Origin of the sequence: Clostridioides sp. ZZV14-6387 (assembly GCF_020657835.1) — a bacterium.
Lineage (GTDB): Bacteria > Bacillota > Clostridia > Peptostreptococcales > Peptostreptococcaceae > Clostridioides > Clostridioides difficile_A.
The window spans coordinates 30,148-46,339 of record NZ_JAGWCW010000004.1; the positions used below are offsets into that span (position 1 = coordinate 30,148).

Here is a 16,192-nt window from a genome sequence, read left to right on the forward strand (position 1 = left end):
TTGTCAATATTATGTCAATAAAACTTACTATAAAAATGCTCCAGCTTGGGTACTGTATACCTAGACACTAAGCCTACAAACATACCCGTTACTAATGATGCCATTAACATAAATGGTAAGTATCCTATAGCAAGTATATTTTCTATGATTAAACTTGCAACTATTAATTGACCTATATTATGTCCTATTGCACCTATGATACTTATCCCTATCAATGATAGACCTTTTATTTTACTTGCTAAATACATAAATAAAAGACTTAGATAAGCTCCTCCTATACTAAATAGAAGATAGGACAAAGGACCTGCGAATATTGATGACAAAATTACCCTGATAGTAACAATTATAACAGTATCTTTGACACCTAACAACATTAATGAAATTAAAGTTATAATATTGCTCAAACCCAATTTTGCCCCTGGAAATATAACTATAAGAGGATTTGGTATATATGTCTCTAATACATATAAAGCTAAACTATACCCTATCATAAGACCTAAAAATGTCATTTTTCTAGTTTTCATTAAGTTAATTCCTCCAAATTTTATCTATCATCTTACATTATAATACAAAAGATATAAAAACACCTAATTTAGATTAAAATATTTTTCAATTTATTTAGAATAAATATTAGGGGTCTCAGTGTTCAATTGCCTCTATAATTCTTGACTTTTTGTATCATACTTGTTACAATTTTAATGATAATGAATTTCATTAGGAGGTGCTAATAATGACTGTTTACGATTTAAAAATAGGAGAAAAAGGACTTATTAATAGTATAGATGGAGATATTAAATTATCTAAAAGATTACTTGCACTTGGATGTATAAATAGTACTGAAATAGAAGTTAAAAAGGTTGCTCCATTTGGAGACCCAATTATAATCAGATTTAGAGGCTTTGACCTTGCTATTAGAAAATCTGATGCTAAAAATATTTCTTTACAATAATAGAGGAGGGGCTACCTGTGATTAATGTAGCATTATTAGGAAACCCAAACGTTGGTAAAACTACTGTTTTCAACCTACTTACAGGTTCAAATCAATATGTAGGTAACTGGCCTGGTGTTACTATAGAAAAAAAAGAAGGATTTATTGGGAAAGAAATAAAGGTTGTAGATTTACCAGGTATATATGCAATGGATACTTTCTCAAATGAAGAAAAGGTTTCTAAATCATATTTAGAAAATGAGGATGTTGATGTAATAGTGAATGTAGTTGATGCATCTAACTTATCGAGAAATCTCTACTTAACGACTCAACTTATGCAATTTAACAAACCTATAGTCATACTTCTTAATATGTTAGATATAGCAGAATCTAAAGGTATTAATATAGATGCTAAAAAATTAGGTGAAGAACTTGGAGTAATTGTTGTTCCAATTATTGCAAAGAAGAAAAATGGTGTTGAAAAAATAGAAGAAGAAATTAAAGAAGCTACTCAAAAATCTTTTATATATCAAACAAACTTTGGAAGTGAAACGGAAACATACAAAAAATTAGAATCCATTTTATCAAGATGTACAAAAACTACATATACAGAAAAAAAATCTATCAGTGATAAAATAGACAATATAGTTTTAAATCCTATATTAGCCTATCCAATATTTATTGGTGTATTGTTCCTCTTATTTAAATTTACCTTTGATTGGGTTGGAGGACCATTACAAGAGGGCTTTGCTGGTCTTATAGAAACTTATATCTCTACACCTGCTAGTGATATGTTATCTAACTCTAGCCCTTGGTTTAAATCACTTATAGTTGATGGTATAATTGGAGGTGTTGGTGGGACTTTACCATTCTTCCCTTTAATATTCACATTATTTTTTGGTATATCATTGTTTGAAGATAGTGGATATATGTCAAGAACAGCATTTTTAATGGATAAAGTTATGAGAAAAGTTGGCCTATCTGGTAAAGCTTTTATACCTATTGTTATGGGTATGGGATGTTCTTCTCCAGCTATAATGGCAACTAGAACATTGGAAAGTGAAAAAGATAGAAGAGTCACAGCTCTTATTGCACCACTTATGACTTGTGGAGCAAAACTGCCTATATATGCACTATTTGTAGCTATATTCTTCCCACATAATGCTGCCTTAGTAACTACATCACTATACTTAGTTGGTATAGTTATGGCAATAGTAATTGCACTATTCTTAAATAAAACAGCATTTAAAACAGAGTCTGAACCATTTATATTAGAATTGCCAGAATATAGAATACCTACTATAGATGCACTTATTAAAAATACATGGAATAAATCAAAAGGTTTCTTAATAAGAGTTGTTACTGTTATGTTTGCAATGTCAGTTGTAATTTGGGGACTTTCTTCATTTAATGTTTTTGGATATACAGAAGATATAAATGTAAGCTTTTTAGCTACCTTAGGTCATATTATAGCCCCTATATTCAAGCCTCTTGGTTTTGATGATTGGAGAACTTCAGTTGCTATTTTAAGTGGCCTTGGCGCAAAAGAAATCGTGGTAAACTCTTTAAACATACTATATGGTAATCTAACTGTTGTATTGCCAACAATATTTAATGGAGTTACTGCATATACTTTCTTGATATTTACTGCTTTATATACTCCATGTATAGCTGCACTTGCAACTATGAAAAAAGAATACGGCAATAAAATGATGTTTGCATCATTTGCATATCAGTTTATATTAGCATGGGTAATGGCATTTATAGTTAAAAGTATTGGTGGAGTATTATTTATGGGTAATTCAATAATGGAAGCTTTGATAGGTGGAATAATTATAGTTCTTGCATTTGTGATTTTATTTAATAAATTCAAGTCTACAAAGAATGGAGATGGCTGTAGTGGATGCTCTGGTTGTTCTGGATGTCCAAGTTCTAATTCTTGCTCAGATAAGAAAGATAATAAAAAAAGCAGTACACACTAATATATGAATATTTTAATTTAAAAATAAATTTAAGGGACTATCCTTTAAAGATAGTTTCTACAAAAATCTTATTATAACAATAAAAGAAGCCATCACACAAACAATTTTAAATTGCTATGTGATAGCTTCTTTTTTGTAGGTTTTTATCATAAATTCAAAATATTTATTTAGTTACCTAATTTGATATAGAATCTATGTAATATAGTTTCATTGCATTCATAACAATAAAAAGTAATACTTTCTCACTCAATAACTAATATATTTCTATAAATTACTTTTCTTTTGTTTGTACCTCAAATGTTTCTTTACTATCATATAATTCTTTGAATAATCTTGCAGTTTTTTTACCTGCTTTTGCATAAGCTTTTCCAACTTCAATACCAGTATCACGATATGCATTTCCGATTCTTTTAGAAGAAGATACAATATTCTCTATTTCTTTTTTTACACTATTCATATATGTCCTACCTTTCTAAATCCTTGATTTTTATTTTAAATAGAGTATACTATTATATAATATTATACACAACGTATAAATTCTAAATATTTTGTATAATTATATACAAATTAAATTAAATTTGTATAAATTTATACATATAGCAAAAAATTATTAAGGACTATTGGAGATGGTTAAAATATGAAAAAAGAAAGAAGAGATATAAGAAAATCAAGAGAATCAATAAAACAAGCATTTATTAAACTAAGTATGCATAATGATGTAAGTAAAATTACTGTAAACAAGATTTTAGAATTAGCTGATATAAGTAGAGGTACATTCTATGCACATTTTAAGGATATTTATGATGTACAGGAGCAAGTAGAAGAAGAATTATTAAATAAATGCCTGTGTACAATGAAAGAATATGATATCTATGATATTGTTGAAAACCCATATCCCCAGATTTTGAAGGTAGTTATATTTTTTCAAGAACATGCTGATACAATTAGAAACTTATCTTGTAATGGTAAAAATGCTTCTTTTTTTTATAAGTATAAAGAGATATTAAAAAAAGGGATTCAAGAAAGCAATCATACAATAGAAGATAAAGAAACCGTAAATATTTTAGATGCTTTTATCGTAGGAGGAATTGTAGATAGTTGTCTAGAAATGCTTTCCATGGAATATGTTGTAAACAATTCAAAAACACCAGAAAAAACTGCAAAAACTATCAGTACATTTATTTCTCAAGGAATCTATGGATTAAAAAACAAAATATAATCTAAAAATCCCTACATCACTATTAAAAGTATTATAGGGATTTATTTTTAATTATTGTCAATCTATTTTAATCTATTGCTTATAAATTTGTTCATGTTATTTTCTATCAACTAATATCTTATCTAATTTCCCTTTTGTAGTCGATTGTCTAGTAAACAAAATAACTAGCACTAATTTTCTGATTTTATTGCTAAACATAATATATTTTCTTTTCATTAACTAAGAATACCAGAATCACTAAATTTTAGTAGTCTATATTGTAGCCTTATGTTTATATTTTGAAATATCAGTACAGCAAACTAGAACTGCGTCTTTCTCACCCTCCCATTTCATTTTTGAAGCTGCTGAATTTACCCATCTATCTAATACCTCAGAATAAATTTCTTCTGATGCATAATGAATTTCATCATTAAAGTTATTTATAGGACAATTTTTGCAAGGTTCCTCTGAACCAAACGCCATTTTATAACAAGATTCACCAGTACTAAGCCCTAATTCTTGAATTGCACGATTTACATAAAGTACTTCATAAGTATTAGGGTCAATAACATAAACATGTCCATTTAGGTTTTCTACCATCTCTTCATAATTCTTGTAGCTAGTTCGTAATTTTGTTGTTGTAGTGTTCTTAATTAAAAATACAGAAAGAATTCGAGAAATGTATCCAATAATAGCAATCTCCTCTCCTGTCCAACTATAATTATCTCTACATACGTCAAAACCAATAAAACCAGTCATAACGCCTTCATTATATATGGCACAATGAAGAAGGGATTTTATCCCTTGTGGAGCACAAATATTGCGAATCTCAGGTGTTGTATTTTCAATGTCTTTACAACAAAAAATACCTTCATTACTGTATTGACTTATATATGAAGTAATCTCTCCTAAGTGAATATTTTGTAAAGAATCAATTTCAGATGAAATACCTGGAGCACACCATTCATATGTATTACTAATCTGTTGTTTTTTTTCATCAATTTCAAAAATGTATACTCTATCCATGTTATATCTTTCACCTAATAACTTTAATATATTTTGAATGCTTTTAGATACATTTTTTGTTTCATAAAGCATTTCAAAAACACGAAAAGTTATATCATTTTGAAAATATGTATTTAAAAAATTAGTTGTATATTCTACTTGATTACTATTATCCAAAAGAGAATTTGTAATATTATTATCATATAAAGTATATCTATCTTTTCCATTATTTTTGGAATTATAAAGAGCGATATCAGCAAAACGATAAAGCATATTAAAAGTATCACCATGTTCAGGATAGAAAGATATTCCAACACTTCCTGAAATTTCATACTTACTTATGGCACCATAATAAGATAATCTAAGTGATTGAGATAAATGCTCTGCTTTACTTCTAATTATATTACTATCTGTATAAGGAAAATATACTGCAATCTCGTCACCACCTATTCTTCCAATCATATCTGTTTCAGGAAAAACACCACTTATTTTATTTGCTACATCTATTAATATATTATCACCCAACTGATGACCAAGAGTGTCATTCAATCCTTTAAAATTATCAATATCTATAATAAAGAAAGCACCTAATTTATTATTGGATGATTTCAGAAATTGGTCAATTCTATTTTTAAATTCAGCTTTATTTAATAATTTCGTTAATGGGTCTAACTGTGATTTTATAATTAAGTCATCTAATTGTTGTTTTTGTGCATTAATATTAGAAAATACACCTACAGCTCTAATTATATTTCCTTTACTATCAGAAATAGCAGTTGAACGACAATTCATCCATAAGTAATTCCCCTTAATATCCTTAATTCGATAACTAGATACTGAATATCCTGGTTTTTTATATGTATTTACAATCCATTCTTCAAAAACTTCTAAATCATCTGGATGAATCTTATTACGTACTTCCCTATTAGCAGTAATATGCCTTGTAAAAGGCGAATATCCAAATAAGGTTTCATACCTTCCAGAAAATATAATTGTATCTGATTTAAAATCCCATTCAAACATAATATCATCACTTTGTTCTATAATAATACGATATTTCTCTTCACTAATAAGAAGTGCTTCTTTGGTTTCTTGTTCAGATGCTATAGATTCTTCCAATTCTTTTATTTTATTTTCTAGAGATTGCTTTAATTGTACAGTTTTATCCAATTCATCTGTAACATCTTGAAATGCATATAAACCAACAGGTCTTCCTTGATTATCAATAATACATGAAGAACGCCCTTGTAACACAATAATTTTTCCATCTTTACGAATAGCACGAGTTTGAAATTTCAATGGCTTTCCACTAGATATAAGTTCCTCTGCATTCTTCTGAACAATATGCGCATCATCTGGATGTGTAAATGCAACTATACTGTTATTAAATACTTCTCTAAATTCTTGTCTAGTGTAACCAAGATATTCTAATGCACGGTCATTGACATACTGAACTGTTGCTTCTCCATCGAGATAACCTTTCATTAGACCCATGTCAATATTTTTACCGAGTGTATAAAGTTCCCAGTTATCCATTTGAAATTCTTGTGGAATTACATAAATATGAGATTTATCCTGTTTTTCTTCGGTCTTTCCACTAATATGTTTCTGTATATCTTCAATAACAGAGCCACTATTAACAAAATCGATATAGTTACTAGCAGGCATTGGCTTAGCATAAAAATATCCTTGCCCTAAATCACAGTTTAGCTTTTGAAGAAATTTTACTTGTTCATCATTTTCTACGCCTTCCATAACTGATAAGATATGTAGAGATTTAATCAGTTCTATAACTTTAGCAATAATAATCTTTCCCTTATCTGTATTAGTGGATGCATTTAAAAATGCTTTATCAATCTTGACAATATCAATTGGAATATCTTTTAAATAATTAAGAGAAGAATAAGCACTTCCAAAATCATCTAGAGATACTTTAAAGCCAAGCATTTTAAGTTCAGAAACAATTTCAATTAATTTATTAATATTGTCTGAAAATAAATTTTCAGTAAACTCAATTTCAATCATATGAGTAGATACACCTATTCGATTTACAGTTTGAAAAATTTTTTCAACTAATTTATCTGTTTGTAAATGTGCTTTAGAGAAATTAACTGAGATAGGAAGCTGTGGTATTCCCTTTTCTTTGCTACATTTTAGGAAATGGCAGGCCTCCTCCAACATAAAAAAGTCAAGTTGTCTAATAAATCCGTTTTGCTCCATGATTGAAATAAACTTATCTGGATAAATCATACCTAATTCAGGACTATTCCAACGTACAAGTGCCTCTGCTCCAACAACTTCACCCGTTTTAATTAACAATTTTGGTTGTAAATACATTTCAAACTCATGATTTTTCAATGCAAAGTCCATCATAAATGTAATTTGTTTTTTCCATTCAACTTCCTGACTCATTTTATCATCATAAAAGCTAAATGTATTCAAGGTATTTCCCTTAGATTTTTTACGAGCATAGTTTGCTTTATCAAGTAATGCAGAAAGTGTTATGGCATCATCTCTAACCACAATAATTCCTGCACTTGCAACTAAATTATAATGTGGTGGAAGAATATTTTCCAATGCCTTCTTTAAGTCTGTAAGTTGTAAAAACATTTGTGATGCAATTACTTGATTGTCTGTATGCAAACAGAATAAAAAATGGTCCGCATGAACTTTACAGAAAATATCATCTCCTTGAAGATGTGTATTAAAATGTTCACTTATCTTTTCTAGTGTTGAATCTCCAGCCTTATACCCAAAGAAGTCATTTATATAATTAAAATTATCAAAATCTAATGTAATTAGTGTTAATGCCTGTTTAGTAGTTTTAATTTTCTTTAATTTTTTTCCTACTTCTTTATAAAATTCTTCTGAAGCAAGCTGGTGGTTTTTTTTATGATTTTCATTACACATACAAATCACCTCTTTTTATCTTTTAAATTTACTTTTTACATAAATCAATATGTGCTCATTGTAATAAAATAAAAAAGCTTACTTCATTTTTGAAAAATAAAATAAGTTCCTTAAATTCAAGCTCAAATTTTTTAAATTTGTCTTAATATTATTTTTTAATGTCAATAGGTCCCATTAAAGAAACACTCCAACATAAGACTTGATTAAAATATATCTATAAAAAACATTACATAGTATCTAGAAATAGGTGATTTATTATTGTAATTATTTTAAAATGTCATTAACTTTTTACTAGAAATATGAATAAATATACATCTTCTCAATATCTATTTTAATCTTTCATTCACATCTATTACTTTATCAATATTATGAATACATATTTATAATATTATATAACAAAATACAATAAAAGAATAGATTTTACTAGTTATTTATAGAAAGATTATATTATAGAATAAAATCAAAAATATCAACTCTATAGATAAATTTGTATCTAAATAAATTAGCATCTATTTACATAATTTAAAAGGAAAAAATATAAGAAGTCCTTCTTTTTATAAAATATATTTACTAATATCTATAGAAAATGTCTCAAAACAAACTAAAGAATTTATTTTGAGACATTTATTTTTATATTATTCTTAATTTACTATTTACTCATATCTTTAGATTTATCTGTAGCGGCAACAATAGATTTTATAACTGCTGCTCTAAACCCTTCTTCTTCTAATACTCTAACTGCTTCTATAGTAGTCCCTGCTGGAGAACAAACCATATCCTTTAATTCACCTGGATGTTTACCAGTTTCAAGAACCATCTTAGCTGACCCCATAACTGCTTGTGATGCAAATTTATAAGCTTGTTGTCTTGGCATACCAGCTAATACTGCTGCATCTGCCATAGCTTCTATAAACATAAACACATAAGCAGGAGAAGACCCACTAACACCTGTAACAGTATCCATTAAATATTCTGATACTATCTCTGCCTCTCCAAATGATTCAAATAAAGCCTTAATCATATTTAATTCTTCATCAGTCACATTATTATTTTTACAAAGAGCTGACATACCTTCCCCAACAAGAGCTGGAGTATTTGGCATTACTCTTACTATTTTTTTATCTGAACCTATAATATTTTCCAATGCTTCTATAGTTTTTCCTGCTGCTATTGACACTATTATTTTATCTGCATCTATTAATTCTTTAAGTGGAGCTAAAGCTTTTTCACATATATTAGGCTTAAGTGCCACTAATATTACATCAGAATTTGAAACAGCTACCTTTGAATCAGTCGTAGTGTTTACTGAAAATTCTGCTTTTACTTTATCTAAAGCGATTTGGCTTAAGTCTGATACAGTTATATCTTCTGCTTTTACTAGACCTGATTTTACTATACCACCTATCATTGCACTTCCCATATTTCCTGAACCAATAAATCCTAAAGTTTTCATATCAAATCTCCTTTTTTCTATTAGTTTTTATTTTAAAGTAGCTAAATTAACTATATTTTAACTGCTTAAAATTGTCTTATACACATAAAACTTAATATTATTAATATAAATTATTGCTCTGTATAAAGCTTATTAAATATAAATTTAACGATTTTTTCATTAAACTTAACGAGCTAACTTCCAATTTAGAAAGTTAGCTCATAATTAATCTGAAATTTTTTAAATGGTATCTATAGTATATACTCTATTATACCAGTTGTGTTTTTACATAGTAATAAATTTTGTTTACAAACAATCCTAGAATGTTTGCTCAGTTCTTCCTATTATCTCATCTTGTAGTGTTCTACTTAGATTATTGAAATGGTCACTATATCCTGCAACTCTAACTATTAAGTCTTTGTAATCTTGAGGATTTTTTTGAGCCTCTAATAATACATTTTTATCAAATACATTGAATTGTATATGATGCCCATCCATATTAAAGTATGCTCTTACTAGATTAGCCATATTATCCAATCCTTTTTCCCCTTGAACTACTGATGGTGCAAATCTTTGATTTAATAATGTTCCACCAGTTTTTATATGGTCCATCTTAGCACAAGATTTTATAACTGCTGTAGGTCCATTAGTATCTCCACCTTTTTCAGGTGAGATTCCCTCTGAAACTGGTTTTGCACAAAGTCTACCATTTGGACTTGCTCCCATAATTTCACCAAAGTATACATGACAAGTTGTTGGTAACATATCTACTCTATATTCTCCACCACAAACAGTTGGTCTACCAGTTACCTCATTATAATATGTGTTGAATATATCTTGCATTATTTCATCAGCATAATCATCATCATTTCCATATTTAGGAGTCTTATTTGAAACTAAATTAAGTATAGCTTCATATCCTTCAAAATTAGCATCAAGTGCTTTAAGTAATGTATCCATATCAAATTTTTGCTTATCGAATACGTTGTATTTTATTGCTGTTAAACTATCTGTTATAGTTCCTATACCAACACCTTGTATATATCTAGTGTTGTATCTTGCTCCACCTCTTTGATAGTCTTTACCTTTTTCTATACAATCATCAACTATTGTAGACATAAGTGGGCAAGGCATGTGTTTTGCACATATATTTTCTATTACAGCATTTCCTTCTATTTTTATATCAATCATATAGTGTAATTGCTTTTTAAATGCCTCAAATAATTCCTCATAAGATTTAAAACTTCTAGGGTCTCCAGTTTTTATACCTATTTGCTTTTTGCTAATTGGGTCATATCCATCATTTAATGTTAATTCAAGTATTTTTGGAATATTCATATATCCAGTTAAAACATATGCTTCTTTACCAAAACATCCAGTTTCAACACAACCACTAGTTCCACCAAGTCTTGCATCTTCTATAGTCTTTCCAGCTTCCATAAGTTCTTGCACTATTGCCTCAGTATTATAAAATGCTGGTTGACCCCATCCTTTTCTTGATATTTCACAAGCTCTCTTTAAGAATTTCTGAGGAGTTTTTTTACTTATTTGAACGTTTGAACTTGGTTGTATCAACTTCATTTCATCCATAACATCAAGTATTATATAACTAACTTCATTAACACCATCTTGACCATCTGGATTTATTCCACCAGTGTTTATATTTGCGAAGTCTGTATATGTGCTACTTTCTTTTAATGTTATACCAACTTTTGGTGGTGCTGGTTGATTATTAAATTTAACCCATAAACATTCAAGTAATTCCTGCGCTCTATCTCTATCTAGTATCCCACTTTCTACATCTCTTTCATAGAAAGGATTTAAATGCTGGTCAAGTCTTCCTGGGGTAAAAGCATCCCATATATTAAGTTCAGTAGTAACCCCTATATGAACGAACCAGTACATTTGTATAGCTTGGTGATAAGTTTGTGGTTTATGAGCTGGTACAACATCACATGTTTCAGCAATTAGTAATAAATCTTTTTTCTTAGCTTCGTCTGTTTCTTCTTCTGCCATTTGTCTTGCTTTCTCAGCATATCTCTTACCTAATATCACCATTGCATCACAAGCTATTGCCATAGCTTCCAAATCAGCTTTTTTATTATATGCATCTAAATCATTAAGAAAATCTAATTCTTTTAGTCTTGCTTCTACATCTTTCTTTAAATCTAAAAACCCTTTTTTATATATTGTATCTCCACAAACTGTGTGCCCAGGAGCTCTTTGCTCCATAAACTCTGTAAACATACCTGCTTCATATGCTGCTAGCCATTCTGGTGTCATTGCATTTATTATTTTTTCTCTTGTTTGTCTCTTTTTCCAGAAAGGTATTATTTCTTCTTGTTGTATTTTTCTAGCTTCTTCAGATACACTGAAATTTATTATATCTCTGTTATGCATTACATCTAAATCTTCTAATGTATGACAACAAATTTCTGGGTATGTTGGTGCTCCATTAGGAGAATCACCTTTTTCACCTACTATTAATTCGCCATCATTTATGCTAAGAGTTCTATTCTCAATATAATGCTTAAATGATAAAGCACGAAGTACAGGAATCTCTACACTTCCCTCGTATTTTTTATAAGCTTCTGTCATAAGTACTGCTCTTTCAATAGATATGTGTGGTTCTGCATTAACACTTTCTTCTCTTAATTTTTTAGTTCTCTCAAAAGTTCCTCTTGACATTTTATTACCCCCCAATCTTAGTATTGAAATTACTTGCTTCAAACAGCCTTTTTATTTCTTCTAATTTTTCTTCAGTTGGTCTTTGTAACTCTTCTCCCTCATACTTTTTATAAATTTTATCATACTTGTGTTTTCCAATATTATGATATGGAAGAAGACTTACAGCTTTTATATTCAAAGGCTTTAAAAATTCTATCATTTTTTTAACCTCTAAATTTTCATCATCTACATTTACCCCTACAATTAGTGGTATTCTTATATTTATATTAGCTCCTAATTCACTCAAAAGTTTGACATTTTTTAATATCAAGTCATTTGATTTTCCTGTAAATTTTATGTGCTTTTCTTCATCAATAAGCTTAATATCATATAAAAATAAATCTGCACATTTTGCGACTCTTTCATAATTTTCTGACTTTGCGTAACCACAAGTATCAATTGCTACATGAATCCCCTTTGATTTGCACATATTTATTACTCCACAAATAAAATCCATGTCTTGAGCCATTACTTCTCCACCTGATAGAGTTACCCCTCCACCTGATTCTTCATAGAAAATTCTATCTTTTTCTATCTCTTTAACCAAGCTTTTTACAGAATACTCTTGACCGACAATCTCTCTTGCATTGTTTACACAATAGTCTAAGCAAGTTTCACAAAATTCACACTTATCTTGGTCTAAACATATTTTTGTTTCACCTTTGAAAATTGCTTTATGAGGACATATGTTTATACATGCTTCACATCTTGAACATCTTTCTTCATTATACAGAACTTGTTTTGTATATGTTTGACTCTCTGGATTATGACACCAAACACATTCAAGTGGACATCCTTTTAAAAAAACTGTACTTCTTATTCCTGGTCCATCATGTATACTACATTTTTGTAAATTTATAACTAATGGATTCATAATTTTTCACCCCTAAATAATATCCATTCCATTTTTTCATTATTATGCAATTCATCTTCATATACTACATCTATGAAAAGCATTTCTACAATTACATAATACTATATTTGTTATTATTTTGTCTATATTTTTTTAGTGATATTAAAAAATTTTATTTTATTATGATATTTATATTGATTTTATAAATTAAATTTAAATATTTATTAAATTTATTTTTATAAGTAAATATAGCTATAACACATAAACAATATATTATTTTTGTTAATTTAGATGTATATGCTATAAAAATTAAATAAAAATAGAGACTACACTTTATCATGTAGTCTCTACCTTTATAGTCATATTTAGAAATTCACATTTATTGTTACTGCTTTTCCGCCTCTATTTACTGTAATTTTTGTACTAGCTCCTTTTGAGAAAGTATATAGTTTTTTATTTAGGTCATTCATACCTGTTATATTTGCATCTCCTACTTTAGTTATAATATCTCCTACTTTTACTCCAGCTTTTTCTGCTGATGAACCAGATATCACTTCTGCAACATAAACTCCTTTATCAGTACTTAATTTTGTACCTGTGGCTGCTTCATAGTTTGATACATCTGTACCTTTTATACCTAAAGTCACTTTTTCATATTTTCCAGTTTTTATTACTTCTTCAACTATGCTTTTAGCTGTATTAATTGGTATTGCAAATCCTAATCCTTCTGCTTGAGAAGCTTTCGCTGTGTTTATACCAATTACTTGACCTTTTTGATTTAATAATGGTCCTCCACTATTTCCTGCATTTATACTTGCATCAGTTTGTAATAAACCAGTCATATTAGTTTTTTCTGTTTGTATAGTTCTATCTAATCCACTTATTATACCTTGAGTAACTGTTTTTTGGAAATCTAATCCAAGTGGATTACCTATTGCTATTGATATATCTCCAACTTTTACTTTATCACTATCGGCAAATTCTGCTGGTGTTAATCCAGTTTTATCGACTTTAACTATAGCTAAATCAAGTTGCTGGTCAAACCATACGACTTTACCTGAAGTTGTTGAACCATCATTAAATAGTACATTTACACTTGTAGCCTGACCATCTGATATAACATGAGAATTTGTAAGTATATAACCATTTGAATCTACTATGATTCCAGTTCCTACACCTTGTGTTTCAGTTGGAATTGCAAACATATTATTAGTATCAACGCTAGTTGTCGTAATACCTACAACAGATGGTGTGGCTTTTTCTGCAACTGCTTGATAAATATTTTGACTCTTACCATCATCATTTACAACTATTGGCGTAGAGCTGCCTGTACTTTTACTTCCTAAATTATCTTTAACTAAAATTATTGTTAGCAAACTACTAAGTATTGAACTTATTATAGCGACTAATATTACTAAACTTATACCTTTCTTTCTTCTTGACATCTCATACCACTCCCTATCTAATATAATATAAATTATCAAAATATATTTTTCCCAATTTTTCATAAAAAAATGAAATCATCTATTTTGAGTAAACTCCTTTTCGATGATTTCATTATATTATTTTAATCTTAATTAAACCTTAACTATTTGAAATTATTTAAGTCTTTTTTCTAATTCTTCTTTTTCTTTTTCATAACCTGGTTTTCCTAGTAAAGCAAACATATTTTTCTTGTAAGCTTCTACTCCTGGTTGGTCAAATGGATTAACTCCCAATAAATATCCACTTATTCCACAAGCTTTTTCAAAGAAATACACTAAATACCCAAAATTGTATTCATCCAATTGAGGTATATTTATTACTAAATTAGGTACTTTTCCATCTGTGTGAGCTAATAGAGTTCCTTCAAAAGCTTTATGATTGACAAAATCTACAGTCTTACCTGCTAGATAGTTTAGACCATCTAAATCTACTTCTTCTGAATTTATAGTTATATTTCTTTTACAGTTTTCAACATTAAGTACTGTCTCAAATAAAAGTCTTTTTCCATCTTGGATATATTGACCCATAGAATGTAAATCTGTTGAAAAATCTACAGAAGCAGGGAATAAACCTTTATTTTCTTTTCCTTCACTTTCTCCATAAAGCTGTTTCCACCACTCACTTACATAATGTAATTGAGGCTCATAGTTAACCAATAGCTCTACATCTTTTCCTTTTCTATGTAAAATTGTTCTAGCAACAGCATATCTATAACTATCATTACTTTTTAAATCAGGATTTTGAAATGCTTCTCTAGCATCATTTGCACCTTTCATCATAGCATCAATATCAAGTCCTGCAGCAGCGATAGGAAGTAATCCAACTGCTGTTAATACAGAAAAACGACCACCTACATCATCTGGTATTACAAAAGTCTCATATCCTTCTTCTGTAGCTAACTGTCTAAGTGCACCTTTACTTGAATCTGTTGTTGCATAAATTCTATTTTTCGCTTCTTCTTTACCATACTTTTTCTCTAAATAGTCTTTAAATATTCTAAAAGCAAGAGCTGGTTCTGTAGTAGTTCCTGATTTAGATATTACATTTACAGAGATATCTTTACCTTCAATTACATCCAATAAATCCATAATGTATGTTGAGCTTATATTATGCCCTACGAAATATACTTCAGGAGCCTTTCTCTGCTCTTTTTTAAGTCCATTTCTAAAAGAATGGCTTACCATGTCTATAGCAGCTCTTGAACCTAAATAAGAGCCTCCTATACCTATCACCAAAAGAACATCTGAGTCAGATTTTATCTTTTCAGCTGATTTTTTTATTCTATCAAACTCTTCCTTATCATAATTTTCAGGAAGGTCTATCCAACCTAAAAAAGTATTTCCTAGACCTGTTTTATTATGTAACATGTCATGTGCAACATCTACATATGGTTGCATAACATCTATTTCGTTTTGACAAAAAAACTCCGTAGCTTTACTATAATCAAAATTTATTTTTCCCATTTAAATCCCTCTTTTCAGCATATTCGTTTTAAAGAGATTATAACACAAAATATAGGTGTTTTTTTTAAAAGTTTGCCACAAAATTGTACATATATCACCATTTGTTATCAGGAAATCGATTCTTCTAAATGCTATAACTATCTATAAATTATAAATTTTTAATCAAATAAAATTATGAAAAATCATTACTTGTCTGAATTTTTAGTAAA

General features: G+C 28.9%; 11 protein-coding genes. 3 read left to right on the plus strand and 8 right to left on the minus strand.

Features of this window, described 5'->3' with window-relative positions:
• Nucleotides 1-14 precede the first annotated feature (14 nt).
• Entirely contained in the window at nucleotides 15-524 is a 510-nt protein-coding gene (locus tag KGF38_RS03350; protein ID WP_054271718.1) for a Gx transporter family protein, read from the minus strand.
• Between the two features lie 206 nt (nucleotides 525-730).
• On the opposite strand from KGF38_RS03350, the gene KGF38_RS03355 reads away from it, so the two are divergent.
• The gene (locus KGF38_RS03355) at nucleotides 731-949 is read left to right on the plus strand and encodes a FeoA family protein (protein WP_021386230.1); all 219 of its coding nucleotides are present in this window, start codon (nucleotides 731-733) and stop codon (nucleotides 947-949) included.
• A 17-nt stretch (nucleotides 950-966) separates the two neighbouring features.
• Entirely contained in the window at nucleotides 967-2,910 is a 1,944-nt protein-coding gene (feoB, locus tag KGF38_RS03360; protein ID WP_074179290.1) for a ferrous iron transport protein B, read from the plus strand.
• Between the two features lie 271 nt (nucleotides 2,911-3,181).
• Here the strand turns inward: feoB and KGF38_RS03365 are convergent, their stop codons facing one another.
• Nucleotides 3,182-3,367 (minus strand): hypothetical protein, encoded by a 186-nt coding sequence (locus tag KGF38_RS03365; RefSeq protein WP_074179289.1) that lies wholly within the window; start codon nucleotides 3,365-3,367, stop codon nucleotides 3,182-3,184.
• A gap of 180 nt (nucleotides 3,368-3,547) precedes the next feature.
• Between KGF38_RS03365 and KGF38_RS03370 the strand changes: the two genes are divergently transcribed.
• Nucleotides 3,548-4,129 carry a TetR/AcrR family transcriptional regulator gene (locus tag KGF38_RS03370; RefSeq protein WP_074179288.1) on the plus strand — a complete coding sequence of 194 codons (582 nt, stop codon included), beginning with the start codon at nucleotides 3,548-3,550 and terminating at the stop codon, nucleotides 4,127-4,129.
• Nucleotides 4,130-4,381: 252 nt separating this feature from the next.
• On the opposite strand, the gene KGF38_RS03375 is transcribed toward KGF38_RS03370, so the two are convergent.
• The 6 genes from KGF38_RS03375 to KGF38_RS03400 all read right to left on the minus strand — a co-directional run bounded on the left by KGF38_RS03375 (nucleotide 4,382) and on the right by KGF38_RS03400 (nucleotide 15,983).
• Nucleotides 4,382-8,023, minus strand: coding sequence for an EAL domain-containing protein (locus KGF38_RS03375; RefSeq protein WP_074179287.1), 3,642 nt, complete (start codon nucleotides 8,021-8,023; stop codon nucleotides 4,382-4,384).
• 649 nt (nucleotides 8,024-8,672) lie between these two features.
• A complete protein-coding gene (gene proC, locus KGF38_RS03380) occupies nucleotides 8,673-9,476 on the minus strand; it encodes a pyrroline-5-carboxylate reductase (RefSeq protein ID WP_054271721.1) in 804 nt (267 codons plus the stop codon).
• A 297-nt stretch (nucleotides 9,477-9,773) separates the two neighbouring features.
• Nucleotides 9,774-12,143 carry a trans-4-hydroxy-L-proline dehydratase gene (gene hypD, locus KGF38_RS03385; RefSeq protein WP_054271722.1) on the minus strand — a complete coding sequence of 790 codons (2,370 nt, stop codon included), beginning with the start codon at nucleotides 12,141-12,143 and terminating at the stop codon, nucleotides 9,774-9,776.
• 4 nt (nucleotides 12,144-12,147) lie between these two features.
• Nucleotides 12,148-13,056, minus strand: coding sequence for a trans-4-hydroxy-L-proline dehydratase activase (locus KGF38_RS03390; RefSeq protein ID WP_074179286.1), 909 nt, complete (start codon nucleotides 13,054-13,056; stop codon nucleotides 12,148-12,150).
• Nucleotides 13,057-13,400: 344 nt separating this feature from the next.
• On the minus strand, nucleotides 13,401-14,480 hold the full coding sequence (gene htrA, locus KGF38_RS03395; RefSeq protein ID WP_054271724.1) for a serine protease HtrA: 1,080 nt from the start codon (nucleotides 14,478-14,480) through the stop codon (nucleotides 13,401-13,403).
• A gap of 153 nt (nucleotides 14,481-14,633) precedes the next feature.
• On the minus strand, nucleotides 14,634-15,983 hold the full coding sequence (locus KGF38_RS03400; RefSeq protein ID WP_074179285.1) for a glucose-6-phosphate isomerase: 1,350 nt from the start codon (nucleotides 15,981-15,983) through the stop codon (nucleotides 14,634-14,636).
• Nucleotides 15,984-16,192: the final 209 nt, after the last annotated feature.

Coding starts and splice junctions, on each gene's coding strand:
- proC (WP_054271721.1), bottom strand. CDS start 9,476: ATGAAAACTTTAGGATTTATTGGTTCAGGAAATATGGGAAGTGCAATG.
- KGF38_RS03355 (WP_021386230.1), top strand. CDS start 731: ATGACTGTTTACGATTTAAAAATAGGAGAAAAAGGACTTATTAATAGT.
- KGF38_RS03400 (WP_074179285.1), bottom strand. CDS start 15,983: ATGGGAAAAATAAATTTTGATTATAGTAAAGCTACGGAGTTTTTTTGT.
- htrA (WP_054271724.1), bottom strand. CDS start 14,480: ATGTCAAGAAGAAAGAAAGGTATAAGTTTAGTAATATTAGTCGCTATA.
- hypD (WP_054271722.1), bottom strand. CDS start 12,143: ATGTCAAGAGGAACTTTTGAGAGAACTAAAAAATTAAGAGAAGAAAGT.
- KGF38_RS03350 (WP_054271718.1), bottom strand. CDS start 524: ATGAAAACTAGAAAAATGACATTTTTAGGTCTTATGATAGGGTATAGT.
- KGF38_RS03375 (WP_074179287.1), bottom strand. CDS start 8,023: ATGTGTAATGAAAATCATAAAAAAAACCACCAGCTTGCTTCAGAAGAA.
- KGF38_RS03370 (WP_074179288.1), top strand. CDS start 3,548: ATGAAAAAAGAAAGAAGAGATATAAGAAAATCAAGAGAATCAATAAAA.
- KGF38_RS03365 (WP_074179289.1), bottom strand. CDS start 3,367: ATGAATAGTGTAAAAAAAGAAATAGAGAATATTGTATCTTCTTCTAAA.
- KGF38_RS03390 (WP_074179286.1), bottom strand. CDS start 13,056: ATGAATCCATTAGTTATAAATTTACAAAAATGTAGTATACATGATGGA.